The organism is Nonomuraea sp. NPDC049152 (assembly GCF_040648355.1).
In the GTDB taxonomy this organism is placed as follows: domain Bacteria; phylum Actinomycetota; class Actinomycetes; order Streptosporangiales; family Streptosporangiaceae; genus Nonomuraea.
On the sequence record NZ_JBEZDO010000026.1, the window covers coordinates 78,098 to 104,433 of the forward strand.

Annotated in this window: 11 protein-coding genes; 7 read left to right on the top strand and 4 right to left on the bottom strand. The window is 72.8% G+C overall.

All coding sequences use genetic code 11. The annotated features are described in order from the left end of the window. Positions 1 to 39: 39 nt before the first annotated feature. From AB0B45_RS36790 to AB0B45_RS36820, 7 genes are read left to right on the top strand one after another with little or no spacing between them, the layout of a single operon-like run. Positions 40 to 5,421: an SDR family NAD(P)-dependent oxidoreductase gene (locus AB0B45_RS36790; RefSeq protein ID WP_358140408.1), complete on the top strand. Its 5,382-nt coding sequence runs from the start codon at positions 40 to 42 to the stop codon at positions 5,419 to 5,421. Beyond that, positions 5,418 to 5,615 carry an MbtH family NRPS accessory protein gene (locus tag AB0B45_RS36795; RefSeq protein ID WP_358140411.1) on the top strand — a complete coding sequence of 66 codons (198 nt, stop codon included), beginning with the start codon at positions 5,418 to 5,420 and terminating at the stop codon, positions 5,613 to 5,615. Before AB0B45_RS36790 ends, AB0B45_RS36795 begins: the two co-directional genes overlap by 4 nt. Continuing rightward, on the top strand, positions 5,612 to 8,782 hold the full coding sequence (locus AB0B45_RS36800) for an amino acid adenylation domain-containing protein (RefSeq protein ID WP_358140414.1): 3,171 nt from the start codon (positions 5,612 to 5,614) through the stop codon (positions 8,780 to 8,782). The genes AB0B45_RS36795 and AB0B45_RS36800 overlap by 4 nt, the downstream gene beginning before the upstream one ends. Beyond that, positions 8,779 to 11,979, top strand: coding sequence for an amino acid adenylation domain-containing protein (locus AB0B45_RS36805; protein WP_358140416.1), 3,201 nt, complete (start codon positions 8,779 to 8,781; stop codon positions 11,977 to 11,979). Before AB0B45_RS36800 ends, AB0B45_RS36805 begins: the two co-directional genes overlap by 4 nt. Continuing rightward, entirely contained in the window at positions 11,972 to 15,043 is a 3,072-nt protein-coding gene (locus AB0B45_RS36810) for an amino acid adenylation domain-containing protein (RefSeq protein WP_358140419.1), read from the top strand. The genes AB0B45_RS36805 and AB0B45_RS36810 overlap by 8 nt, the downstream gene beginning before the upstream one ends. After that, the gene (locus AB0B45_RS36815) at positions 15,040 to 18,702 is read left to right on the top strand and encodes an amino acid adenylation domain-containing protein (protein ID WP_358140422.1); all 3,663 of its coding nucleotides are present in this window, start codon (positions 15,040 to 15,042) and stop codon (positions 18,700 to 18,702) included. Before AB0B45_RS36810 ends, AB0B45_RS36815 begins: the two co-directional genes overlap by 4 nt. After that, complete coding sequence (locus AB0B45_RS36820) at positions 18,683 to 19,951, top strand: MFS transporter (protein WP_358140425.1); 1,269 nt, start codon at positions 18,683 to 18,685, stop codon at positions 19,949 to 19,951. Before AB0B45_RS36815 ends, AB0B45_RS36820 begins: the two co-directional genes overlap by 20 nt. Here the strand turns inward: AB0B45_RS36820 and AB0B45_RS36825 are convergent. From AB0B45_RS36825 to AB0B45_RS36840, 4 genes are read right to left on the bottom strand one after another with little or no spacing between them, the layout of a single operon-like run. Next, the gene (locus tag AB0B45_RS36825; RefSeq protein ID WP_358140428.1) at positions 19,920 to 20,942 is read right to left on the bottom strand and encodes an LLM class flavin-dependent oxidoreductase; all 1,023 of its coding nucleotides are present in this window, start codon (positions 20,940 to 20,942) and stop codon (positions 19,920 to 19,922) included. The two genes, AB0B45_RS36820 and AB0B45_RS36825, sit on opposite strands and share 32 nt — an antisense overlap. Continuing rightward, a complete protein-coding gene (locus AB0B45_RS36830; protein ID WP_358140430.1) occupies positions 20,921 to 21,655 on the bottom strand; it encodes an alpha/beta fold hydrolase in 735 nt (244 codons plus the stop codon). The genes AB0B45_RS36825 and AB0B45_RS36830 overlap by 22 nt, the downstream gene beginning before the upstream one ends. Further along, a complete protein-coding gene (locus AB0B45_RS36835) occupies positions 21,652 to 25,953 on the bottom strand; it encodes an amino acid adenylation domain-containing protein (RefSeq protein ID WP_358140433.1) in 4,302 nt (1,433 codons plus the stop codon). The genes AB0B45_RS36830 and AB0B45_RS36835 overlap by 4 nt, the downstream gene beginning before the upstream one ends. Next, entirely contained in the window at positions 25,950 to 26,276 is a 327-nt protein-coding gene (locus AB0B45_RS36840) for an acyl carrier protein (RefSeq protein ID WP_358140436.1), read from the bottom strand. Before AB0B45_RS36840 ends, AB0B45_RS36835 begins: the two co-directional genes overlap by 4 nt. Positions 26,277 to 26,336: the final 60 nt, after the last annotated feature.

Consider the following 26,336-nt stretch of genomic DNA (forward strand, 5'->3'; position numbering starts at 1 on the left):
GCTTGCCGAGGTCGTCAACAGCCACAGGGAGGTGGTCGCATGAACGAGGAGCCCACGGTCGAGCCGATCGCGATCATCGGCTTGTCATGCCGGGTCCCGGGAGCGGGTGACGCGCAGCAGTTCTGGCGCAACCTCGCCGACGGCGTGGAGTCGCTGACCACGTACACCTTGGACGAACAGCGGGAGCTGGGCGTGTCCGAGAGCACGCTGGCCGACCCCGCCTTCGTGCCCGCGGCCATGGTGATGGACGATCATCAGGGCTTCGACGCGGCGTTCTTCGGCATGTCGATCAGGGAGGCCGAGGTGCGCGACCCGCAGCACCGGCTGTTCCTGGAGCTGTCGCACACCGCGCTGGAGGACGCGGGCTACGACCCGTTCCGCTACCCGGGCGAGATCGGCGTCTACGCCGGGTCGGGCTCGGACTTCTACCAGTGGATCAACATCCGCAGCAACGCCCAGGCGCACGCCAACGCCGGGTGGCTGGCCATCATGGTGGGCAACCACGTCGACTACTGCGCGACGCTCGCCTCCTACAAGCTCGACCTGCGCGGCCCCAGCTACACCGTGCACACCGCGTGCTCGACCGCGCTGGTGGCGCTGCACATCGCGTGCGAGGCGCTGCGCAACGGCGAATGCGACATGGCGCTGGCCGGGGCCGCCATGCTCGACCTGCCACAGGGCCAGGGCTACGTCTACGACCAGGACGGCATCGTCTCCCCCGACGGGCACTGCCGCCCCTTCGACGCCAACGCCGGCGGCACGATCTGGGGCAGCGGCGGTGGCGTGATCGTGCTGAAGCGGCTGTCGGAGGCGATCGCCGACCGCGACAACATCCGCGCGGTCGTGCTCGGCAACGCCATCAACAACGACGGCGCCGGCAAGGTGGGCTTCTCCGCGCCGAGCATGGACGGCCAGGCCGCGGTCATCGCGCAGGCGCTCGGCGTGGGCGGGGTCGACCCGCGCACGGTCACCTACGTCGAGGCGCACGGCACCGGCACAGCGCTCGGCGACCCGATCGAGGTGGCGGCGCTGTCCAACGTGTTCGCGCGGGACACGGGCGACACCCAGTGGTGCGGCATCGGCTCGGTCAAGAGCAACATCGGCCACCTCGGGCAGTCGGCGGGCGTGGCCAGCGTGATCAAGGCGGTGCTGTCCCTGGAGAAGGGGCTGATCCCGCCGACGCTGCACTACGAGAGCCCCAACCCGAAGATCGACTTCCCGGCGAGCCCGTTCTACGTGGTCTCCACGCCGGTCAAGTGGGAGCGCAACGGCTTCCCCCGCCGCGCGGGCGTCAGCTCCTTCGGCATCGGCGGGACGAACGCGCATGCCGTACTCGAAGAGGCGCCGCCGCGCGCGGCGCTCCCGCGCGAGCGGCCCGCCCACCTGCTGAAGCTGTCGGCCAGGACCGACGCCGCGCTGGCCGCGGCACGGGAGCGGCTGGCCGCGCACCTGGCCGAGCACCCGGACGCCGAGCTGGCCGACGTGGCGTTCACGCTGCGGGTGGGGCGGCGCGAGCTCAAGAGCAGGGCCGCGGTGGTGGCCACCTCGCCCGCCGACGCGATCGCCGCGCTGACCGACCCCAAGCGGATCGTCTCAGGATCCAGGCCGAAGCGGGCGCCGCAGGTGGCGTTCCTGTTCTCCGGCCAGGGCTCCCAGTACGGCGGCATGGCGGCCGAGCTGTACGAGAACGAGCCGGTCTTCCGCGAGGCCGTCGACGAGTGTTCGGCGATCCTCGACGTCAGGGAGCAGATCTTCGCCACCGGCGAGGAGGCCGACGAGCGGCTGCGGCAGACCTCGCTCACCCAGCCGGCGCTGTTCACCGTCGAGTACGCGCTCGCCAGGCTCTGGCTCTCGCTCGGCGTCGAGCCCGCGGCGATGATCGGCCACAGCATCGGCGAGTACGTGGCCGCGACCGTCGCGGGGGTGTTCACGCCGCAGGACGCGCTGCGGCTGGTCGAGGCGCGCGGGCGGCTCATCCAGGGCATGCCGACCGGGTCGATGCTGGCCGTGCAGCTCATGCCGGACGAGATCGCGCCGCTGCTGCCCGACGACGTGTCGGTGGCGACGGTCAACGGTCCTGGCACGTGCGTGGTGGCCGGGCCTTCGGCGTCAGTGCGCGAGCTGGCCGAGATGCTGGAGGAGGAGGGCGTCGGCTGCACCGCGCTGCGCACCTCGCACGCCTTCCACTCGGCGATGATGGAGCCGATGCTCGGCGAGTTCCGCGCGCTGGTCGCGGCGACCGAGCTGAGCGCGCCGAGCCTGCCGTTCCTGTCGAACGTGAGCGGCACGTGGATCACCGCGGCAGAGGCCACCGACCCGTCGTACTGGGCCAGGCACGTGCGCGAGCCTGTGCGCTTCGGCGACTGCGTCGCGAACCTGATCGCCGACGGCGAGTGGATCATGATCGAGTGCGGGCCTGGGCGGCAGCTGTCCGGGCTGGCCAAGGCGCAGCTGCCGGCCGGTGCGGTGGGCCCGCTGCCGTCGCTGCCGGGGCCGCGTGACAAGGCCGGGGACGTTCAGGTGTTCTCGCAGGCCGTGGGCGCGCTGTGGGTGAACGGCGTCGAGCTGGGCGACTTCGGTGCTCCGGGCTATCGGGTCTCGCTGCCCGGCTACGCGTGGGAGCGGCAGCGCGCCTGGATCGACCCCGACCCGCAAGGCGCGTGGGTCGGTGGCGTCGCCAGGCCGCAGCACGTGCGCGGCAACCTGCCGCCCGAGCAGTGGTACGGGGTGCCGGTCTGGCGGCAGGCGCCGCCAGGGCCGTCCCGTCCCGCTCCGGTGACGCGGTGCCTGGCGTTCGTGGACGACGACTCGGCCGCGCTGGCCGCCGCGCTGCGCGCGTCGGGGGCCGAGGTGCTGGAGGTACGGCAGGGCACGGGCTTCACCGCCGACGGCGACCGGTTCACGGTACGGCCGGCCGTACGGGAGGACTACGACGCGCTGTTGGAGGCCGTCGGCGAGGTGCCCGAGCGGGTCGTCCACGCGTGGGCCGTGGCAGGCGCGCAGGACACGTGGGAGGCGCAGGAGCGCGGGTTCTTCGGCGTCCTCTCCCTGGTGCAGGCGCTGTCCGCGGCGCAGCCCGCGGCCGGTGTCCAGCTCGACCTGATCACCTCGGGGACGATGGACGTCGTCGGCGAGGACCTGACGCGGCCTGAGCACGCGACGCTCGCGGCGTTCGCGCGGGTGGTGCCGCTGGAGACGCCGTGGTTGCGCGTCCGGCAGATCGACGTCGCGGGGACCGGCTGGGTCAGGGTCGCGGCGGCCGAGCTGGGCAGGGAGGCCGAGCCTGGCGAGGCGGGGCTGCTGGCTCCGGTCGGGCTGCGCGGCGGCCGGCGCTGGCTGCTCGGCTACGAGCAACTGGAGGTGGCCGAGGAGCCGGGCGAGCCGCGCGACGGCCAGGTGTACGTGATCACCGGCGGCCTGGGCGGCATCGGCATCTCGCTGGCCGAGGACCTGGCCGCACGGGCACGGGTGCGGCTGGTGCTGCTGTCCCGCAGCGGCTTGCCGGAAGGACCGCCGCGCTCGGCGCGCGAGGCCAGGGCGGCAGCGGCGATCCGCCGGATGGAGGAGGCGGGCGCGCAGGTGCTGTGCTTCGCCGCCGACGTCACCGACGCCGCCGACATGCGGCGGGTCAGGGACGAGACGCTGGCCGCGTTCGGCCGGGTGGACGTGCTCGTGCACGCGGCGGGCCTGCCGGGCGGCGGCATGGCCGAGGTCAAGGAGCGCCAGGCGGCCGAGGCGGTGCTGCGGCCCAAGGTGCTCGGCACGCTCGCGCTGCAGGCCGCCTTCGGCGAGCTGGAGCTCGAAGCGGTGGTGCTCTGCTCGTCGATCACCGCGGTGGCCGGCGGGTTCGGGCAGATCGACTACTGCGCGGCCAACAACTTCCTCGACGCGCACGCCCGCGCGGGCCAAGGCTGGAACGCCGCCCAGCTCGTCAGCGTGAACTGGGGCAAGTGGCTGGAAGTCGGCATGGCCGCGGAGACGGCGGCGCCGGCCGGGTTCGTCGCGCTGCAGCGCGGCGACCGGATCAAGGCCGTCGACCATCCCGTGATCACCGCCAGGCACGAGGGCGAGGGCCTCGACTGGTGCAGCGGCACCCTGACCCCGCAGTCCCACTGGGTGCTGGACGAGCACCGCATCTCCGACGTACCGGTGCTGCCCGGCACCGGTCACGTCGAGCTGGCCAGGGCCGCCGCCGAGGCGGTGCTCCCCGGCGACGGGCTGATGGAGCTGCGGGACGTCGTCTTCGTCGAGCCGATGTCGGTGGCCGACGGTGCGACCGCCGAGGTGCGGGTGATGTTCACGCCCGAGTCCGACGGCGCCGAGTTCCAGGTGCAGAGCATCGTCGGCGACTCCCACCGCACCCACGCCCGTGGCGTGGCCACCAAGGTGAACCCGGGCGCCGTCGACCGCGTGGACCTACGGACGATCATGGACCGCTGCGTGGCGTCGCCCGAGGGCCAGGGCGGGGTGCCGCTGTCGGGGCTGCTGACTCTCGGCCCACACTGGGGCAGGAACCTGAGCAGCGCGCACATCGGGCAGCACGAGGCGCTCGGCCTGTTCGAGGCCGACGACGTGGTGCTGGAGGACCTGGACAGGTGGGTGCTCCATCCGGCCTTGCTGGACAGCGCCACCTCCTTCAGCTGGGTGGAGGTCGAGGGGCACTACCTGCCGCTCGGCTACGGCCGCATCACCGTACGGGGCAGCCTGCCCGAGGCGTTCTGGAGCCACCTGCGCATCACCGGCAGCGACACCGACGAGGTGCTGGCCGTGGACGTGACGCTCATCGCGCCCGACGGCACCGTGCTGGTGCAGATCTTCGACTACGTGCTGCGCCGCATCGACACCGACGCCGTGGTCGCGGGTGTCGTGGCCAACGCCGACTCGCAGCGCGCCGGGACCACGGTGGCCACCCCCGAGGACGCCGTCGGCATCAGGCCGGCCGAAGGTGCGCAGGCGCTGCGCAGGCTGCTGGCCGCGCCGCTCGGCCCGCAGGTCGTGGTGGCGGCCACGCCGGTCGCCGAGCTGATCGCCGGGGTCGGATCACTGACGCAGGAGACGGTCGAGTCCGAGCTCGACCCCGCGGCCGTCGCCGACCGGCAGGCCAGGTCTCCAGGCGAAGGGTACGTCGCGCCGCGCGGCGAGGTGGAGACCACGATCGCCAGGCTCTGGGGCGAGGTGCTGGGCGGCGAGCACATCGGCATTGACGACGACTTCTTCGAGCTGGGCGGCAACTCGCTCATCGCGGTCCAGCTCATCGCCCTCATCCGCAAGGAGCTGGGCGTGCGGCTGCCCATGCGCAGCCTGTTCGAGGAGCCGACGGTGGCGGGGGTCGCGGCGCTCATCGACGAGGCCAGGCGCGCCCCCGCCGCCGAACCGGCCGGTCAGACCATCCCACGGCTTCCGCGAAGGAGCGAGCAGTGAGCGACGTCAAGGTCGTGCTCAACGACGAGGAGCAGTACTCGATCTGGCCGGCGGGCAGGGAGAATCCCTCCGGCTGGCGGGACGCGGGGTTCTCCGGCACCAAGGACGAGTGCCTGGCCCACATCGAGCAGGTCTGGACCGACATGCGGCCGAAGAGCCTGCGTGAGGCCATGGACGGAGGGGGCGTTCTGTGAGCGACGCCTTCCCCGCATCCTCCGGCCAGGAGCGCATGTGGTTCCTGGCCCGCTTCGAACCGGATCTGGCCGTCTACAACATCGGCATGCTGATGCCGATGACCGCCAGGCAGCCGGTGGATCCGCGCCGCCTGGAGCAGGCCATTGACCTGGTGGTGCGGCGGCACGAGGCGCTGCGGACCACGTTCGAGTTCAGGGACGGACAGGTCACGCAGATCGTCACCGGCTCGGCGCCACCGGCCAGGGTGACCGAGACCGACCTGACCCACCTGCCGGAGGCCGAGCGGGAGCCGGAGCTGAAGCGGCTGGCCAGGGCCGACGCGGCGGCGCCGTTCGTGCTGGAGCAGGCGCCGCTGTGGCGGGCCAGGCAGGTCCGGCTGGCCGACGACGACCTGCGGCTGGTCATCGTCTTCGACCACACGGTGTTCGACGGCGTCTCCAGCATGATCTTCGTCGACGAGCTGGAGGAGTGCTACGACGCGATCGGCGAGGGCAGGGCGCCCAAGCTGGCGGAGCTGCAGATCCAGTTCGCCGACTTCGCGGTGTGGCAGCGAGGCCGCCTGACCGGCGAGTTCCTCGAGACCGAGCTGGCGCACTGGCGGGAAAGGCTCGCCGGGATCCCCGCCGACCTGGGGCTGCCGGGTGACCGGCCGCGTCCGGCCCGCCGTACCTATCGGGGAGAGATGCGGCTCGGGGTCTACTCCCCCGAGCTGAGCTCCCGGCTGGAGCGCCTGGCCAAGGACCTCAACACGACGTTGTTCACGGTGATGCTCACCGCCTACGCGGCCGTGCTGTCGCGCTGGTCGGGCGTGGACGACATCGTGGTGGGCACGCCGATCGCCGGGCGGCTGCTGCCGGAGACCGAGCCGGTCATCGGGATGTTCGTCAACGCGGTGCCGCTGCGCGTGGACCTGTCGGGCTCGCCGAGCTTCCGCGAGGCGGCCACCCGGGTGCGCGCCACCGTGGCGGAGGCGCTGGATCACCAGGAGCTGCCGTTCGAGCGGCTGGTGGAGGACCTGCAGCCGACCAGGGACCTGAGCGTGCCGCCGATCTACCAGGTGATGTTCAACCTGGCGATCGGCACGAACGAGGGGCAGATCGCCAACGGCACCGCCAAGGTCGACATCCAGCTCGACCTGAACATGCGGGACGGCCGGCTGCACACCCGGCTGGAGTACGCGAAGGACCTGTTCGACCCCGAGACGATCGAGCGGTTCGACGACCAGCTGCGCACGCTGGTCGAGGCCGCGGTCGCCGACCCCGACCAGGCGGTGAAGGCACTGCCGCTGCTCACTTCGGAGGAGCGGGAGCGGGTGCTCGCGCTCGGCGAGGGCGGCGAGCTGGAGCGGCCGGAGAGCACGCTGTCCGCGCTGGTCGAGGCGCAGGCGGCGGCCACGCCCGACGCGCCGGCCGTCGTCTTCGGCGACACCACGCTGACCTACGCCGAGCTGAACGCCCGCGCCAACCGGCTGGCCCGCTGGCTGCGGAAGATCAGGGTCGAGCGTGGCCACCCGGTCGCGGTCTGCGCCGAGCGCTCGCCCGAGCTGGTCGTGGCGCTGCTCGCGGTGCTCAAGGCGGGCGGCGCGTACGTGCCGCTCGACCCCGAGTACCCGCGGCACCGGCTGGCGTTCATGCTGGCCGACAGCGGCGCCAGGGTGCTGCTGACCCAGCGGCACCTGCGGGAGGCGCTGCCGGGCGGCTCGGTCAAGCCGGTGCTCCTGGAGGACGACTTCGACGAGCCGTCCGACGACCTGGACCCGGTCACCGGGCCCGACGACGCCGCCTACCTGATCTACACCTCCGGCTCGACCGGCAGGCCGAAGGCCGTGGTCAACTCCCACCGCGGCATCGTCAACCGGCTCGCGTGGATGCAGGACAGGTTCGGGCTCACGCCGTCCGACGTGGTCATGCAGAAGACGCCGACCAGCTTCGACGTGTCGGTCTGGGAGTTCTTCTGGCCGCTGGTCCAGGGCGCGAGCCTGGTCCCCGTACGGCCAGGCGGTCACCGCGACCCCAACCACCAGCGCGACCTGATCAAACGGCACGCGGTCACCACGATGCACTTCGTGCCCTCGATGCTGGCGCTGTTCCTTGAGGAGGCCGGCATCGAGTCGTGCACGTCGCTGAAGCGCGTGGTCTGCAGCGGCGAGGAGCTGACACCGCGGATGGCGGCCCGCTTCTTCGAGCGGCTGCCCGGCGTCGAGCTGCACAACCTGTACGGCCCGACCGAGGCGGCCGTCGACGTCACCGCCTGGAAGTGCGAGGACGTCGAAGGACGCGGCACGCTGCCGATCGGCCGCCCGATGCCCGGCTGCCGCCTGCACGTGCTCGACGCGCGGCTGGAGCCGATGCCCGTCGGCGTGCCGGGCCACCTGCACATCGGCGGCGTCCAGGTCGCCCGCGGCTACGCGGGCCGCCCGGAGCTGACGGCCGAGCGCTTCGTGCCCGACCCGTACGGCCCGCCGGGCTCCCGGTTGTACGCCACCGGCGACCTGGCCAGGCTACGGCCGGACGGCGAGCTGGAGTTCCTCGGCCGGATCGACGACCAGGTGAAGGTGCACGGCTGGCGGGTCGAGCCCGGCGAGGTGGAGGCGGTGCTGACCGAGGACCCGCGCGTGCGGCGGGCCGTGGTGGCGCTGCGCGACGACGCGCCCGGCGGGCGGGGGCTGGTGGCGTACGTGGACTGGACGGGCGAGCCGCACGAGCTGGCCCACGTCATGCGCACCACGCTGGCCCGCAAGCTGCCGCCGCCGCTGCTGCCGCAGGCGTTCGTGCAGGTGAAGGAGTTCCCGCTGGGGCCGAGCGGCAAGCTCGACCGGAGCGCGCTGCCCGCGCCCACCGGGCCTGGCCGTACCGACCTCGGGACCGCCTACACCGAGCCTGGCACGCCGCTCGAGGCCGAGCTGTGCGCGCTCTGGGGCGAGCTGCTGGGCCGCGACCGGGTGGGCGTGGACGACGACTTCTTCGAGCTGGGCGGGCACTCGCTGCTGGCGGTGCTGCTGGTCACCCGGTACCGGGAGGTCTACGGGATCGAGATGGACCTGCGGGTCTGCTTCGAGCTCACCACGGTGGCCGAGCAGGCGCTGGCCGTACTGGAACTGCAGCTCGGCGACGCCGAACTGGACGCGCTGCTGGCGGAGGACCCTGTGGAGGATGCGGACGCATGAGCGACATGCGGGGACGGCTGGCGCGGCTGAGCCCGGAGCAGCGCGCGGCGCTGGAGCGCAAGCTCCGGCGCCAGGCGCCCGTGCGCGCGGCGGGCATCCCGCCGCGCCCGGACCCGGACGGCCCCGCGCCGCTGTCCTACGGGCAGGAGCGGCTGTGGTTCCTGCAGCGGCTGGATCCGTCCGACGCCTCCTACAACATGTTCATGGTGCAGCGGCTGCGGGGCCGGCTCTCGATCGAGGCGCTCGGGGACGCCCTGGACACGCTGGTGGCGCGGCATCCGACGCTCCGGGCCCGCTTCCCCGCCGACGAGGGTAGGCCGGTGCAGCTGGTCGAGCCGTCGATGAAGCTCGAACCGGTGGTCGTGGACCTGGGCGACGTCCCCGCGGCCGAGCGGGAGGCGCGGGCCACGGCGCTGGTCGCCGAGCTCACGAACACGCCGTTCGACCTGGCGGCGGGGCCGCTGGTGCGGTTGCACCTGCTGGCGCTGTCGGCGACCGACCACGTGCTCTGCCTCGTGCTGCACCACATCGTGGCCGACGGCTGGTCGCTGAAGCTGTTGCTCGGCGAGCTGGTCGGCTGCTACGCGGCGACCCTGCGCGGCGGCCGGGCGGACCTGCCCGAGCCGTCGCTCGACTACCGCGACTTCGCCGCCTGGCAGCGCTCCCGCGAGCCTTCGCAGCGCGACCTCGACTACTGGCGCACGCAACTGGCCGGACTGGAGCCGCTCGAACTGCCCGTGGACCGGCCGCGGCCGGCCTTGCGGACGCCCAGCGGCGACTACAAGGTGCGCAGGATCGGCGCCGAGCTGACCGCGCGGCTGGAACGGCTGGCCCGCGACGAGCGCTGCACGCTGTTCATGGTGCTGCTGGCCACCTACCAGACGCTGCTGTGGGCGCACTCAGGGCAGGACGACGTCGCGGTCGGCTCGGTGATCGCCGGGCGCGACCGGCCCGAGTTGCAGGACGTCGTCGGCTTCTTCCCCGAGACGCTGGTGCTGCGCGGTGACCTGTCGGGCGATCCGAGCTTCCGCGACCTGCTCGCCCGGACCAAGGCGACGGTCCTGGACGCCTTCGCCCACCAGGACATCCCCTTCGAGCGCCTCCTCAACGACCTGGGTGTGCGGCGTGACCTGAGCACGACGCCGCTGTTCCAGGCCATGTTCGTGATCCAGGACAAGGACGCCTCCGCGCTGCCTCTGCCGGGCATCGAGGTGGAGGTGTTCGACCCTGGGGCGTCGCAGGCCAAGTTCGACCTGATGCTGGACGTCACCCAGCGCGACGGCACCCTGTACGCGATGCTGTCCTACGCCGCCGACCTGTTCGACGAGGAGACGGCGGTGCGGCTGCTCCGCAGGTGGGAGCGGGTGCTGGAGACCGTGGCCGACTCCGCCACGGCGCCGCTGTCGGCGCTGCGAACCGCGATGCCGTTGCCCGAGGACCGGCTGCCGGAGGGCGGGCCCGCCGTCGAGGCGGCGCGTGACGTGGTCGCGCTGTTCGAGGAACGGGTACGGCTGACGCCGTCCGCGATCGCGATCACCCAGGGCTCGCGGGCCGTGACGTACGCCGAGCTGTCCTCGCTCGCCTCCCGGCTGGCGGGACGGCTGGTGGCGGCAGGCGTGGGACCGGAGACGGTGGTGGGCCTGTGCGCCCGCCGGTCGGTGGAGCTGATCGCCGGGATGCTGGCCGTCGGCAAGGCGGGCGGCGCCTACCTGCCGCTGGATCCCGCCTACCCGGCCGAACGGCTGCGGTGGATGCTGCGGGACTCCGGGGCCGAGGCGCTGCTGTCGGAGGACGGCCTGCTGGAGTGCGACCTGCCGACGCTCTCGCTCGGCGAGCCTGGCGAGGACGTCGCGGGACACGCCGCGGATCCCAGGACACCGGCGTACGTGATCTACACCTCGGGCTCCACCGGACGTCCCAAGGGTGTGGAGGTGCCGCGCGAGGCGCTGGCCGCGCGGGTGGACTGGATGCGGGCCGAGTACGGCGTCGGCCCCGGCGACCGCGTCCTGCAGTTCGCGTCGGCGAGCTTCGACACGCACGCCGAGGAGATCTACCCGGCGCTGGCGGCGGGGGCCGAGCTGGTCCTGTGCCCGGACGAGCCGCTGCCGGACTTCCTGAAGACCCCGGCGGGGGCCGCGCTGACCGTCATCGACCTGCCCACCTCCTACTGGCAGGAGTTGCTCGCCTCCGGCGCCGCCTGGCCGCGGGGGCTCCGGCTGCTCATCCTCGGCGCCGACCCGCTGCCCGGCCCCGCCCTGGCCGACTGGTACGCGTCAGGACCGCCGGACGCCCGCCTGGTCAACAGCTACGGCCCCACCGAGACGACGATCATCGCGACCGCCGCCGAGCTGGACCCGGCGGAGTCCGTGCGGCGGCCTACCGTGGGCCACCCGCTGTCGGGCACGACGCTGGAGGTGCTCGCCCCCGACGGCGGCCCCGTCCCTCCGGGTGTCGCGGGCGAGCTGTACATCGGCGGCGTGGGCGTGGCCCGCGGCTATCGCGGCGCCCCCGCCCTGACCGCCGAGCGCTTCCTGCCAGGACCGAACGGCACGCGCCGCTACCGGACGGGCGACCGCGCCCGCTTCCGGCTGGACGGCCGCCTGGAGATCCTGGGCCGGCTCGACCGGCAGGCGAAGGTGCGCGGCTACCGGGTGGAGCCAGGTGAGGTCGAGTCCTGCCTGCTGTCGCATCCGGCGGTGGCCCAGGCGACCGTGGTGGTCCGCGACGGCGCTCTGATCGCCTACGCCGTGCCAGGCGCGGCCGGGGGTCCTGACCTGGAGGCCGCCCTGCGCGAGCACCTGGGCGCGGAGCTGCCGCCGCACATGGTGCCGGGAGCGATCGTGCTGGTGCACCGGATCCCGCTGACGCCCGGCGGCAAGGTCGACCAGGACGCGCTGCCGGCGCCCGAGCGGCACGCCGCCACCGGCTACGAGCCGCCCGCGACGGCCGCGGAGGAGCTGGTGTGCGCGGTCTGGGCCGAGGTGCTCGGGCTGGAGCGGGTGGGCGTGCTGGACGACTTCTTCCAGCTCGGTGGCCACTCGCTGCTGGCCACCAGGACCACGGCCAGGATCGCGGCCGCCGCGGACCTCGACGTGCCGCTGAAGCTCGCCTTCACCCACCCCACCCCTCGCGGCCTGGCCGCCGCACTGGAACGGCTGGCCGAGGCCGAGTACGAGGAGGCGAGCGGGCGTGGATGAGCGGCGAGCCAGGCTCGAGGCGCGCTTCCGCAAGGCCGTGTCCGGGCTGAACACCGAGCAGCCGATCGCGCGCCGGCCTGCGGGGGTGGCGCCGCCGCTGTCGTTCGCGCAGGAGCGGCTCTGGTTCATGGAGCAGTTCGCCCCCGGAACCGGCGCCTACGTGCTGCCCGCCGCCGCCCGCCTGCGCGAACCCGTCGACGTGGCGCTGCTGCGGGAGCGCCTCGACGCCGCGGTGGCGCGGCACGAGAGCCTGCGGATGACCTTCCCCGCAGGGCCCGACGGTCGGCCCGAGGTGCGCGTCGCCGCGTCGTCGCGGGTGCCGCTGCGGGTCGTGGACGCGGCCTCGGAGCAGGAGGCGAGGAAACTCCTCAGCGCCGAGCTCGCGCTCCCGTTCGACCTGACCACCGGCCCGCTGCTGCGCGCCGTCCTGGTACGGCTCGCCCCCGACGACCACGCGCTCCTGGTCGCCGCCCACCACATCGTGACCGACGGCTGGTCCGCCGACCTGATCCTGCGCGAGCTGCTCGACGATCCTGGGCCGCCTCCCGAGATCGGCTTCGGCGACTACGCGCTGTGGCAGCGGGAGCGGCTGACCGGCGACGTGCTCGAGCGCGATCTGGCGTTCTGGCGCGAGGAGCTGGCCGGGGTCGCGCCGCTGGACCTGCCGCTGGACCTGCCGCGTCCGCCCGTGCAGGGGCTGAAGGGCGGCTGGTGCGATCTCGCCGTGGACGCCCGGGTGACGGCACGGCTGCGCGAGCTGGCCCAGCAGGAGGGGGCGACGCTGTACATGGCGCTGCTCGCCGCCTTCCAGGTGCTGCTCGGGCGGTGGTCGGGGGCGGCCGACTTCGTGGTGGGCTCGCCGGTGGCCGGGCGGAGCAGGCCGGAGTTCGAGGCCGTGGTCGGGTTGTTCGTCAACCTGCTGCCGATGCGGGCGAGGCTGGGAGGGAATCCGGGGTTCGCCGAGCTGCTCCGCCGTACCAGGGATGTGGCCCTGGAGGTCTACGGGCATCAGGAGCTGCCGTTCGAGAAGCTGGTGGCGGAGCTGGATCCGGTGCGCGACGTGAGCAGGCCGCAGCTGCAGGTGCTGCTCGCGCTGCAGAACTACCGGGATGGCGGCGAGGGGTTCGCGCTGGACACCACGACCACCCGATTCGACCTGGAGCTGTACGTCACCGAGGCCGGCGAAGGGCTGACGGGACGGTTCGTCTACAACAGCGAGCTGTTCCTGCCGGAGACGGTGGAGCGGCTGGCGCGGCGGTTCGAGGCGCTGCTGCGGGCGGTCGTGGCCGGGCCCGAGGTGCCGGTGGGCGAGCTGGAGTTCCTGCCGCGGGAGGAGCGGGAGCTGGTGGTGTCCCGCTGGAACGCCACAGGGCGGGAGCATCCCGGCGGGACACTGCACGGACTGGTCTTCGAGCAGGCCGCACGCACCCCCCACGCCACAGCCCTCGTGTTCGAGGGCGACCGGCTCACCTACCGCGAACTGGCCGACCAAGCCCTCTCCGTGGCAACCCACCTACGAGACGCAGGAGCACGCCCCGACCAGCCCGTCGGCGTGTGCATGGAACGCCGACTCCACCTACCCGTCGTCCTGCTCGGCGTACTGGCGGCCGGCTGCGCCTACCTGCCCCTCGACCCGGCAGACCCCGAAGAACGCCGCCAAGGCATGCTCACCGACGCCGGCGCCACCATCGTCCTGACCGGCCTCCCAACAGACCACCGCGACACGACACTGCCCGACGTCCACCAGGACCAGCTCGCCTACGTCATCTTCACCTCAGGCTCCACCGGCAGACCCAAAGGCGTCGGCGTCTCCCACCGCGCCATCGTCAACCGGCTCCACTGGATGCAAACCACCTTCCACCTCACCCCCCATGACCGCGTCCTGCACAAAACCCCCACCACCTTCGACGTCTCGGTATGGGAACTGTTCTGGCCCCTCATCACCGGCGCCACCATGATCATCGCCAAACCCGGCGGCCACCGCGACACCGCCTACCTCCGCGACCTGATCACCACCGAAGGCATCACCACCACCCACTTCGTCCCCTCCATGCTCGAAGCCTTCCTCCTCGAAGAAGACATCCGACCGCCGAAAAGAGTCATCTGCTCCGGCGAGGCCCTGCCCGCAGGGCTGGAGTGGCCGGCGGGCACCGAGCTGCACAACCTGTACGGCCCGACGGAAGCGGCCGTGGACGTCTCGTGGCATCACTGCCTGCCGGGCGAGACGGTCGTGCCGATCGGCCGTCCGGTGGACAACACGCGGCTGTACGTGCTCGACGAGTCGCTCCAGCCGGTGCCGATCGGAGCGCCGGGCGAGCTGTACATCGGCGGCGTCCAGGTGGCCCGCGGCTACCTCAACAGACCCGCGCTCACCGCCGAACGCTTCGTCCCCGACCCCTACGGCACGGGAACCAGGCTCTACGCCACCGGCGACCTCGCCCGCTGGCTCCCCACCGGCGAACTCGAATACCTCGGCCGCACCGACTTCCAAGTCAAGATCCGCGGCATGCGGGTGGAGCTCGGCGAGGTCGAGGCGGTGCTGCGCGAACAGCCAGGCGTCAAGCAGGCCGCCGCCAGGCTGGTCGACGGCCGCCTCGTCGGGTACCTGGTCGGAGATGACGACGTTCCTGATCTGCGCGCAGTGCTTCCCGAGTTCATGATCCCCACCTCGTGGGTGCGCCTGGAGACGCTGCCGCTCACCCCGAACGGCAAGCTCGACCGGGCCGCGCTCCCCGCTCCCGAGCAGCGCGCCGACCTGCCGTGGGAACCGCCCGACACCGACGCCGAGCGAACCGTGGCACGCGTCTGGCAGGAGGTGCTCGGGCTGGAACGGGCCGGCAGGCACGACTCCTTCTTCGCGGTCGGCGGCGACTCCATCCGCAGTCTCAAGGTGGTGGCGAGGCTGCGCGCGGCGGGTTACGACGTGAAGCTGCAGCAGCTGTTCACGCACCAGTCTGTGGCGGAGCTGGCCGCCGTGCTGCGCCCGCGCGAAGCCGTACGGAAACCTGAAACGGGAGCGTTCGCCCTGCTCAGCCCCGCGGACCGAGAAAGGCTGATCGGATGATCGTCGATGCCTACCCGTTGACCGCGCTGCAGGCCGGGATGCTGTATCACAGCGAGCTGGACGGCGTGACCTTCCACGACCACACCACGCTCACGCTGCGCGGCCGTTTCGACGAGGCGGCGCTGGTCAGGGCGCTGGGCGAGGTGACGGCGCGGCACGAGGCGCTGCGGACCTCGTTCGACCTGACGACCTTCAGCGAGCCGGTCCAGCTCGTGCACGACCACGCGGAGATCCCGCTGACCGTGGCCGCGACCGCGCCCGGCTACGGGCCGTTCGACTGGTCGGCGCCGCCGTTGCTGAAGGTGCACGTGCGCCCTGAGGCCGACCGGTTCGCGTTGACCGTCTACTTCCACCACGCGATCCTCGACGGCTGGAGCGTCGCCGCGCTGGTCAACGAGCTGCTGGCGCGCTACCGCACGCCGGGGCTGCCGGTGGAGCCACCCGGCGCCCGCTTCCGCGACCTGGTGGCGGTGGAGAAGGAGCTCGTGGCCTCGCCGGAGGCCGCGGGCTTCTGGCAGGACGTCGTCGCGGACGCGCCGGACGGCCGCCTGCCCAGGATGCCCGGCTACCCGAGGGGTGGGCCGCGCGCGGTCGGGGTGCTGGCCACGCCGCTCGACCCCGGCCTGGTCGCCGACCTGGACGAGCAGGCGGCGAGGGAACGGGTGCCGCTGCGGTCGGTGCTGATCGCGGCGCATCTGCGGGTGCTGCACCTGGTCACCGGCGACCCCGACGTGCTGACCGGCGTCCTCACGCACGGCCGGCCGGAGAGCGACGCGGGCGACGAGGTGCTCGGCCTGTTCCTCAACACGGTCCCGCTGCGGCTGCGCGCGGACTCGCCGGGGCTGGTGCGCAGGGTGTTCGAGGCGGAGGTGGCGCTGCTGCCGTTCCGCCAGTACCCGCTGTTCGAGATCCAGCGCGCGGCCGGGCGCTCGCCGCTGCTAGACGCGCACGTCGACTTCCGCGACTTCCACGTGTACGGCGGCGCCGACCTGACCATCGAGGACCAGGACTTCTTCGAGCAGACCGACCTGGCGTTCAGCGCGGCCTTCATCAGGACCCCCGGCCATGGCCTGTCGCTGACCATCTCCTACGACACCACCCAGTTCCCCGCTGAGCAGGTCGAGCGCTACCGCGACCTGTACGTGCGGGCGCTGTCCGGTCAGGCGGGCCCTTCCCCTGAGGACACCGCGGCGATCGCGGAGTGGAACGCCACAGGGCGGGAGCATCCCGGCGGGACACTGCACGGACTGGTCTTCGAGCAGGCCGAACGCACTCCCGACGCGACGGCGCTGGTGTACGAGGGCGACCGGCTCACCTACCGCGAGCTGGCCGAGCGGGCACGGGCGGTGGCGGCACACCTGCGGAAGGCGGGAGCCCGCCCCGACCAGCCCGTCGGCGTCCGCATGGAACGCGAGCTCAATCTGCCGGTGGTGCTGCTCGGCGTGCTCGCCGCGGGCTGCGCCTACCTGCCCCTCGACCCGGCCGACCCTGAGGAACGCCGCCAAGGCATGCTCGCCGACGCCGGCGCCCGCATCGTCCTGACCGGCTTCGAGGGATCCGACGACACCGCCCTGCCGGAGGTGCACGAGGACCAGCTCGCCTACGTCATCTTCACCTCAGGCTCCACCGGCAGACCCAAAGGCGTCGGCGTCTCCCACCGCGCCATCGTCAACCGGCTCCACTGGATGCAAACCACCTTCCACCTCACCCCCCACGACCGCGTCCTGCACAAAACCCCCACCACCTTCGACGTCTCGGTATGGGAACTGTTCTGGCCCCTCATCACCGGCGCCACCATGATCATCGCCAAACCCGGCGGCCACCGCGACACCGCCTACCTCCGCGACCTGATCACCACCGAAGGCATCACCACCACCCACTTCGTCCCCTCCATGCTCGAAGCCTTCCTCCTCGAAGAAGACATCCGACCGCCGAAAAGAGTCATCTGCTCCGGCGAGGCCCTGCCGGCCGACGTGGCAGCCCGCGTGCCCGACGCCGAGGTCTTCAACCTGTACGGCCCGACCGAGGCCGCGGTCGACGTCTCCTGGCACCCGTACGTCCAGGGCGAGAGCGTCGTCCCGATCGGACGCCCCGTGGACAACACGCGGCTGCACGTCCTGGACGACTCCATGCGGCCGGTCCCGGTCGGCAGCCCGGGGCAGTTGTACATCGGCGGCGTCCAGGTGGCCCGCGGCTACCTCAACAGACCCGCGCTCACCGCCGAACGCTTCGTCCCCGACCCCTACGGCACGGGAACCAGGCTCTACGCCACCGGCGACCTCGCCCGCTGGCTCCCCACCGGCGAACTCGAATACCTCGGCCGCACCGACTTCCAAGTCAAGATCCGCGGCATGCGGGTCGAGCCGGGCGAGGTCGAGGCCGTCCTGCGGTCCGAACCGTCGATCCTGGACGCCGTGGTGACCGCGCACGACCAGTACCTGGTCGCCTACGTGGTCGGCGAGCCCGATCAGGAGCTGCGCGAGCGGCTGCGCTCCCGCCTGCCCGACCATCTGATCCCGCGCGTCTGGGTGACGCTCGACGCCCTCCCCCTCACCACCAGCGGCAAGCTGGACAGGGCCGCGCTTCCCGCGCCCGAGCCCGCGAGCGGCCGGCCGTACGTCCCGCCGCGCGACGAGATCGAGGCCCGCCTGGCCGTGCTGTTCGAAGAGGTCCTGGACGTGACCGCGGTGGGCGCCCTCGACGACTTCTTCGAGCTCGGCGGCCACTCGCTCAGCGCGCTGAGGCTGGCCGCCCGCATCAGGCACGAGCTCGGCAGGAACCTGCCGGTGGCGGCCGTGCTGTCCGCGCCGACCATCCACGAGCTGGCCGACGTGCTCAGGCAGCCGGAGGACCTGGCCCCCGCGAGCCGGGTCGTGCCGCTCAACGCGAAGGGCGACAGGACGCCCATCTTCCTCATCCACGCGCTGGGCGGCCAGGTGTTCCGCTACCACCCCCTGGCCCGGCGGCTCGGCCCCGACCAGCCGGTGTACGCGATCGCCGCCCGCGGCCTCGCGCCCGGCGAGGAGCCGCACACCTCGCTGGCCGACATGGCCGACGCCTACGTGGACGACCTGCTCGAGATCCGCCCGCGGGGACCGTACGTGCTGGGCGGCTTCTGCATCGGCGGCAACATCGCCCTCGAGGTCGCCCGTCGGCTGCGCGAGCGCAGCGAGGAGGTGCCGCTGGTCGTGCTGATGTACGCCAACGCCGAGGAGCCGGTGGCCCCCGCCTCGCTGGAGGACGACACCGTCCTGCTCTTCCACGCGCTCGCGGGCGGCCCCGAGGAGACCCTGGGGCTCGACCCGGACCAGCTGGCCGAGCTGCCTCCCGAGGAGCGGCTGCTGGCCGTCATGGGCGCGGCGTCCGCGGCGAACCGGCTGGCCCCCGACACCGCCGACGTCGAGCAGGCCCGCCGCTACCTCGCGGTCTTCAGGGCCAACGCGCACGCCGTCGGCGGCTTCCGTCACGAGCCCTACGACGGCGACGTCGCGCTCTTCGCGCCCCGGCCGGAGGACGGCGAGTGGCCCTCGGTCGTCAAGGGCCGGCTCGCGCACGCGCCCATCCCCGAGGAGCGCGTCCCGATCCTGTACGAACCCCTGGTCGCCGGTGCGGCCGCGAATATCAGAAAGTGGATGGACCATGGCATCCCCCACCAGTGAGCAGTCCACCCTGTGGCGCAACGCCGACTTCCTCCGGTTATGGGCCGGGCAGAGCCTGTCGCAGCTCGGGTCGTACGTCACCTACTTCGCGATCCCCGTCATCGCGGTCACCGTGCTGAACGCCTCCGAGGAGGAGATGGGGGTGGTCGGCTTCCTGCTGCGGGCGCCGATGGTGCTGTTCCTGCTGTTCGGGGTGCTCGCCGACCGGGTGCGCAAGCGGCCCATCCTGATCTGGACCGACGTGGCGCGCTTCGTGCTGCTCATGCTGATCCCGATCGCCTGGTTCGCCGACATGCTCACGCTCGTCTGGCTGTACGTCGTGATCTTCCTGATCGGGCTGCTCGGGACCATGTTCCAGGTCGCCTACCGCAGCTACTTCCCGTTCCTGGTGCCGCCGGAGAACTTCCTCGAGGGCAACTCCAAGCTGCAGCTGACCGAGTCGCTGGCCAACACCCTCGGCCCCGGTGTGGCCGCGGCGCTGCTGAAGGTGATCGCCGCACCCGTGCTGCTGGTCGTCGACGCGGTGTCCTACCTGGCCTCGGCCATCGCGGTCGCGCTGATCAAGCGGCCCGAGTCGCGGCCCGAGGCCGACGACACCACGGCACGGCAGATCCACAAGGCCATCTGGGAAGGCGTCCTGTGGGTGATGAAGCATCCGCTGATCCGCCCGCTGGCGATCTCCTCGGCGGTGTTCTCGCTGTTCATCCTGGGCGCGATGAACTCCATCTACGCGCTGTACGTGATCCGCGAGCTGGGCGTGCCCGCGGCCTGGTTCGGCGGCATTCTGGCCGGTGGCGGCGTCGGCGCCATCCTCGGCGCGCTGCTGGCCGTACGCGTGATGAAGCGCTACTCCGTCGGCGGGGTCCTCGTCTGGTCGATGGTGTACGGGAACGTGGCGCTCTTCCTCATTCCGCTGGCCACAGGGGAGATCTGGCTGAAGGTCGGCATGCTGGTGGCCGCACAGGTCGTCAGCGGCGTCACCGCGCAGGTCTTCTTCGTCACCAACACCACGCTCGTGCAGACGATCACGCCGCCGCAGTTGCAGGGCCGCGTGGTGGCCTCCATCTACTCGCTCGGCCTGATCCCCGCGCCGCTGGGCGCGCTGGGCGCCGGCCTGCTGGCCGGGGCGGTGGGGATCAGGCCGGCACTGTGGGTGATCATCACGATCGGCGCGCTGGTGCCGATCGCCGCGATGGCGTGGTCGCCGCTGGCCAAGCTCAAGCAGATGCCCGAACCAGCTGGGCAATGAGCCTCAGCTGCCTGCTGCGCAGCCGGCGGGTGGGCGTGACCAGCCCGACGATCAGGGTGGTCGCGCCCGCCTCGCGGTAGGCGGCGACCCGCTCGCGCAGCTTGCCCGCCGGGCCGCACAGGGTCATGGCGTCGATGAGCGCGTCAGGCAGCATGGCCATGGCCTCGCCCTGCCGTCCGTCCAGGAACGCCTCCTGCAGCTGGGCCGCCTCCTTCTCGAAGCCGAGCGAGGCGGCCAGCCGGTTGTAGAAGTTGGTGCGCCGCGAGCCCATGCCGCCGAGGTAGAGGGACAGCATCGGCCGCATCATGTCGTAGGCCAGCTCCTGGTCCTCCTCGACCAGCGTGAGCAGCATCGGCGCGACGTCGATGTCCCGCCCCTTGAGGTGCTGCGCCCGCATCGCGGCCAGGTGCTCGGGCGGGAAATGGATGGCCAGCCAGCCGTCGGCCAGCTCGCCCGCCAGCGCGATCGTCCTGGGACCCATCGCCGCCAGGTACACCGGCAGCCGCTCCTGCACCGGCGAGACGGCCAGCGACAGCTCCTTGCCCTCGCTCTCGGCCAGCGGCAGCGTGAGCGTCTCGCCCCTGTAGCTCACGGGGGCGCCTGCGAGCGCCAGCCGTACGACCTCCAGGTAGTCGCGGGCGCGGGCCAGCGGCCGGTCGAAGCGCTCGCCGTGCCAGCCCTCCACCACCTGCGGCCCCGACACGCCGACGCCGAGCCTGGCCCGACCGCCCGAGACCTGGTCGATGGTGGCCGCCGTCATCGCCGCGACCACCGGCTTGCGCCCTGACATCTGCAGGACGCCGGTGCCCAGCGCGATCCGCTCGGTCTGTCCGGCGATCCAGGCCATCAGGCTGGCCGGGTCGGTGCCGTACGTCTCGGCGGCCCACACCGATTCGTAGCCGAGCGCCTCCGCCTCGCGAACCAGCGCGAGGTGGTCGGCGGGGCCGAGGCCCGCGCCGCCCCAATAGCTCATGCTGTAACCGAGGCGCATCCCATCTCCTCAACGATCACGGCCGCCAGCGGGCCAGGGGCCTCCTCGGCCAGCCAGTGGGTGGTGTCGAGCGCGCGCAGCACCGGCCTGCGCGCGCTGTGCCTGCGCCAGCCCAGCAGGCCGCCCCTGCTCAGCGAGCCGTCGCGGGTGCCGTACAAGACCGTGACGGGGATGGGCAGCGGCGGCGCGACGCGGTGCCGGTAGCCGGCGAGCAGCCCGAAGTCGGCGCGCAGCGCGGGCTCGAGCACGGGCCAGAGCGCCTCGCGCTCGGCCAGCTCGGGCGGCACACCGCCGAGCTCGATCAGCTGCTCCCAGAACAGCCACGACGGCAGCGAGGGCAGCCGGCGCAGCAGCGGCGCGACGTCCGGTGCCGCGAACGAGGCCACGACCAGCCGCTCGGGCGCGCCGCCCAGCTCCACCACCCGGCGGCAGACGAGGTAGGCCAGCAGCGCGCCGCTGCAGTACCCGAACAGCGTGTACGGCTCGCGCCACCCCGCCAGATCGCGGGCCAGGTCGTCGACCAGCCCGCCGAGATCGGTGCGCGGCGCTTCGGCGAGCCTCGCCTGGCGGCCCGGAAGGTTCACCGCCCACAGGCCGACCTCGGGCGGGAAGTGCGCGGCCAGCTCGTTGAGCGAGGAAGGTCCCCCACCGGCGTGCGGGAAGGTGACCAGCGCCCGCTCGCCCTCCTTGACCTGGACGAACCATGGCGTCATCGGGTGCCTCCCAGGTGGGCGGCCAGCTCGGCGGCGGTCGGGTGGTCGAAGACCGCCCTGACCGACAGGGAACGGCCGGCCAGCTCCTCGAGCGGGGCGATCAGGCGGACGGCGAGCACGGAGTGGCCGCCGTTGAGGAAGAAGTTGTCGTGCGGGCCGAGGCCCGGGCGGTCCAGCGCGTCCCGCCAGAGCGCCACGACCTGCCGCACGAGCCCCTCGCCCGACTCCGACGGGGTGCTCCGCTCCTCCCTCGGCACCGCCAGCTCCAGGTAGGCGATCTTGCCATTGGCGGTGGTGGGGAGGCGGTCGGCGAAGACGTACCCGGTGGGCACCGCGTAGTCCGGCAGCCGGGTCCTGGCGAAACGCCAGAGCTCCTCGCGCAGGTCCTGCCGGTTGGCTTCGACGAAGGCCACCAGCCGTCCGTCGGTCTGCGGGTCGCCGTCGAGGACGACGGCGGCCACCCGGACCGCCTCGTGCTCGTGCAGGATCGCCTCGACCTCGCCCAGCTCGATGCGGTGGCCGCGGAGCTTGACCTGCCGGTCGTCGCGGCCCAGCAGCTCGAGGACGCCGTCGTGGCGGATCCTGGCCCGGTCGCCCGTGCGGTAGAAGCGGCCGTGGCGCTCGTGCCGCCCGAAACGTTCCGCGGTGAGCTCTGGCCGGTTGAGATAGCCGGCGCTCACCCCGTCGCCCGCGACGCACAGCTCTCCGGGGACGCCGGGCGGCGTCTCGCGGCCGTCACCGTCGAGGATGAAGATCGTGGTGTTGGCCAGCGGCGCGCCCGCGGGCACCGGGTCGCCCACCGGCTCCAGCAGCTCGGCGGCGGTGGACCAGATGGTGGTCTCCGTGGGTCCGTACACGTTGAAGACCCGGCAGCCGAGCGCGAGCAGATCCCTGGCCAGCGCGGCCGGCATCGGCTCGCCACCGCACAGGACGGTGCGCCCTGCGAGCTCCCCTCCGGCCTCGGGCGCGATGAGCCGCCAGGCGGTCGGCGTGGCCTGCACGACCTCGACCGTCCCCGCCAGCTCCAGGAACCTGCGGGGCTGCAGCTGGTCCTCGTCCGAGGCCACCACGACCGTGCCGCCGCCGGCCAGCGGCAGCAACAGCTCCAGCCACGAGATGTCGAAGGAGGGGGTGGTGGACCAGAGCGCCGAGCGGGGCTCGCCCAGCCGGCGGGCGAAGTCGAGCACGAGATTCGTCAGGTTGGCGTGGGTGACCTGGACGCCCTTGGGCCTGCCGGTGGAGCCTGAGGTGTAGATCACGTACGCGATCTCTCCGTGCTCGGGCTCCCGGGGGACGGCCGCCGACTCCGGCATGGCCACCACGGGCGTGTCGCCCGCCCACTCCGGCTTGTCCACACCGGTGATCACCAGCCGGGCCCTGGAGTCCGACACCTGGTACGACAGGCGCATCTCCGGCTGGTGGACGTCCAGCGGCAGGAACGCCGCCCCCGCCTGCCAGGTCCCGAGCACGGCGGCCACCAGGTCGGCCGAGCGGTCCAGGCCCAGCGCCACCAGGTCGCCCCGCCGTACCCCTCGCTCGTGGAGGAGCTCGCGAACGGCCGCGGCGCGCCCGAGCAGCTCTCCGTAGGAGACCTCGCGCGCCCCCTCCCGGACGGCGACCGCCTGGCCTGGCAGCTCGCCGTAGACGACCTCGCGCGCCCCCTCCGGGACGGCGAGCGACGTGCCTCGGCCGATCCGTGAGAGCAGCGTGTCGGGCCACGCGTGCGCGGTGTCGTTGACCTGGTCGAGCAGCGCCCGGTCCGCCGGGGACAGCACGTCGGCCACCGCTCCCGCCGCTGCCCGCCGCAGCACCGACGCCATCCGGGCCGCGAACGCCTCGATCTCCGCCTCGTCGTGCACCTCGGTGCTGTGCCATGCCCTGATCGTCAGCCTGTCCGGCTCCTGCACGGCGATGACCTGCAGGTCGAGACGGCTGCGGTCGAACAGGTCCTCGATGTAGCCCGGCACCTCGCCCCGGACGCGCACCTGCTCGTCGCTCCACGGCCGGTAGTTGAACATGTGCCGGAACAGCGGCACCCGCCAGTCGTCGGTGCCGTGCCCGCGGCGGGTCAGCACCGCCTCCACCGACGCGTCGGCGTGCTCGACACCTTCCGCCCAGGCCTCCTCGACGCGTCGGGCGACCTGCCCGAAGTCCTCGTCCAGCTCGGCGCGCACCCGCAGCGGCAGCGTGCTGACGCCGTAGCCGACGTGCCCGCGCTGCGCCGCGGTCCTGGTGCTGACCGGCATGCCCACCACCAGGTCGGGCCCGGCCCCGTGGCCGCGCAACGTCAGCAGGAACGCGGTGGCCAGCACGATGTTGCCGGTCGTCCGCAGCCGCGTCCGGAGCTCGTCGAGGGCCCTCACGGTCTCCTCGTCGACCTGCCACGAGCAGGTGTGTCCTGCGAACGTCGGGCTGGACGGGGAGTGCCTGCTGCCGGGCAGCACCATGGCGGCAGGGTCCGCGCCGTCGAGCCGCTCCAGCCAGTAGTCCAGCGACTCCTGCGACGGGGTGCCGGGCTCCAGCATCGGGGCGGTGCCGGTCAGCTCGGCGGGCAGCGGATCGTGACCCGTCTGACTGTCGTAGAAGCGGCCCAGCTCCTCCACCAGCAGCTGCATGGAGTGCGCGTCGATGACGATGTGGTGGCCGACCAGGCAGACGACGCTCCCCTCTCCATCGGGCAGGGTGAAGTGGCCTGCCCTGACCAGCAGGTCGCGGCCGAGGTCGAACGGCTCGTCCAGGAAGTCCTGCAGGTCGGCGACCAGCGTCTCCTCGGTCGTGGGCCTGGTCACGAGCTTGAGCTGCGCGTCCTGCGGCGCCGTGAGATGCCTGACCGGTGCGCCACCCACGACGGGGAACCTGAGCCGGAGCGCGGGATGCCGCTTGGCCAGGCGGTTCACCGCGATTTGCAGCGGCAGGCGGCGGAGCGGCTGACGCGTCCTGAACGCGACGGCCAGGTTGGAGACACCGCTGGCCGGGGCGAGCTGCTCCAGAACCCAGAAGGAGTACGGCACGGCTGTGAGCGGACGCGTGGGCTCCATCGACGGCGGCAGCTCGTCACCCGGTCTTGGGATCGGGAGACGCTGCAACGGGTGGTCAGGCTCGATGGCCGCCCAGTCCATCGGCGCCCCGTCCACCCAGAGCCGGGCGACGGCCGCCATGAACTCCCGCCGATCCCGCCCCCACACGAACCCACCGCCACCGGCCCCCTCGCCCCCTGCCGCGGTCGGCCCCGGCCCCTCGACCCCTGCCCCGGTCGGCTCTTGCCGATCGTCCCAGCCGGTCTCGGCTCCCCGCACCACGTCGGCGACCAGCTCATCGAGCGAGCGCGTGACCATCGGTGTGACGCCCCAGCCGGCGAGGGTGGCGGTCAGGGCGTAGGCGGACGTGAAGGCCGCCGCGTCGCCGGTCCAGTCCGCGGACAGTTCGTGGCCATGCTTTTCGAAGGCCTCCGCGCAGACGTCCACGGTCTCGGTGAAGACCCGCTCCACGCCGTACAGCGCCGCCGCCAGCTCGGCTGACACCGCACCCGGAATGACAGCGCCGGAGTAAGCCGGGCCGGAGCCTGGCGATGGGGAACCAACGGAGCCCGAACCGACCGGGGCGGAGGTGGCGGGGCCGTAGGAGACCTCGGCCGTCAGGGCGGCGGCAGCCTCGGCAGCGCTCTCGCAAACCACCGCTCCACGTACCGGGTGCACCGCCCTGCCACGTTGCAGCGTCCCGACGGCGTCGGCGAAAAGGTTCTCGCGCAGGCCGGCGAAGAAGCCCGCCAGGGTGCGCCGTACCGCGTCCGCCTCCTGCGGGGTGCGGCCCGACCACACCACCACGCGCGGCCTCTCGTCGGCGGGAACGTGCACGGGCGGGTAGCCGTCCTCGACCGCCAGGTCGTCCGGCCAGATGACGCGGTGGACAGTGTCGCCGTCGAGCAGCGCCCGGTCGAGCAGGCGCAGCACCAGCGTGCCGGTGAGCCCTTCGACCTCGGCGCTGTCGGTGACGGCCAGCTCGCACTCCCCCGCCAGCAGCGCGGCACACGCCTTGCGCACCCCGTCGAACACCCCGACAGCCTGCGCCGCCGGATCATGCCCCGCCTCCTCGACCGCGTCCCACTGGTCCGCGAACCGGCCCTGCGCGATGACCGCGACCGGCCTCTCAGGCTCAAGCGCCCCCTCGAACCCGGTCTCGGACCCGGTCTCGGGGGTGGGGTCGAGGCTGGTGTGGGTGGAGGAGGTGTGCGTGAGGGCGGCCTCGTTTGTGGACCGATGCGTGGCCGCCGCCTTGGGTAAGGGCTCGGGGGTGGTCACCGGCCGTCCTCCCGGAGGCGGGCGCGGATGTCACGGCGGCTGCCTGCCACCGGCCGCCGCCTGCCGCCGTCGGCTCGTGCCGGTGCGCCGCCCTGCGCGAGCAGGCGGCCGAGCGCGGCCAGGTTGGGATGGGTGAACAGCGCGGTCGCCGGCAGATCGACGCCGAGGGTGGCGATGATCTCGTCGTGCAGCTCGACCAGGGCCAGGGAGTCCAGCCCCGCCTCGAAGAAGTTCAGGTCGGGGTCGAGGGGGCGGCCGAGCCGCCGTTCGACGAGCTCCGCCACCATCCGCTGGTGGTCCGTCGGCCGACTGGCATGGGTCATCCGGCGTCCTTTGTCCGAGCCTGAAGCCTGCTGCCGGACGAGATCACCGTCCGGCATTAC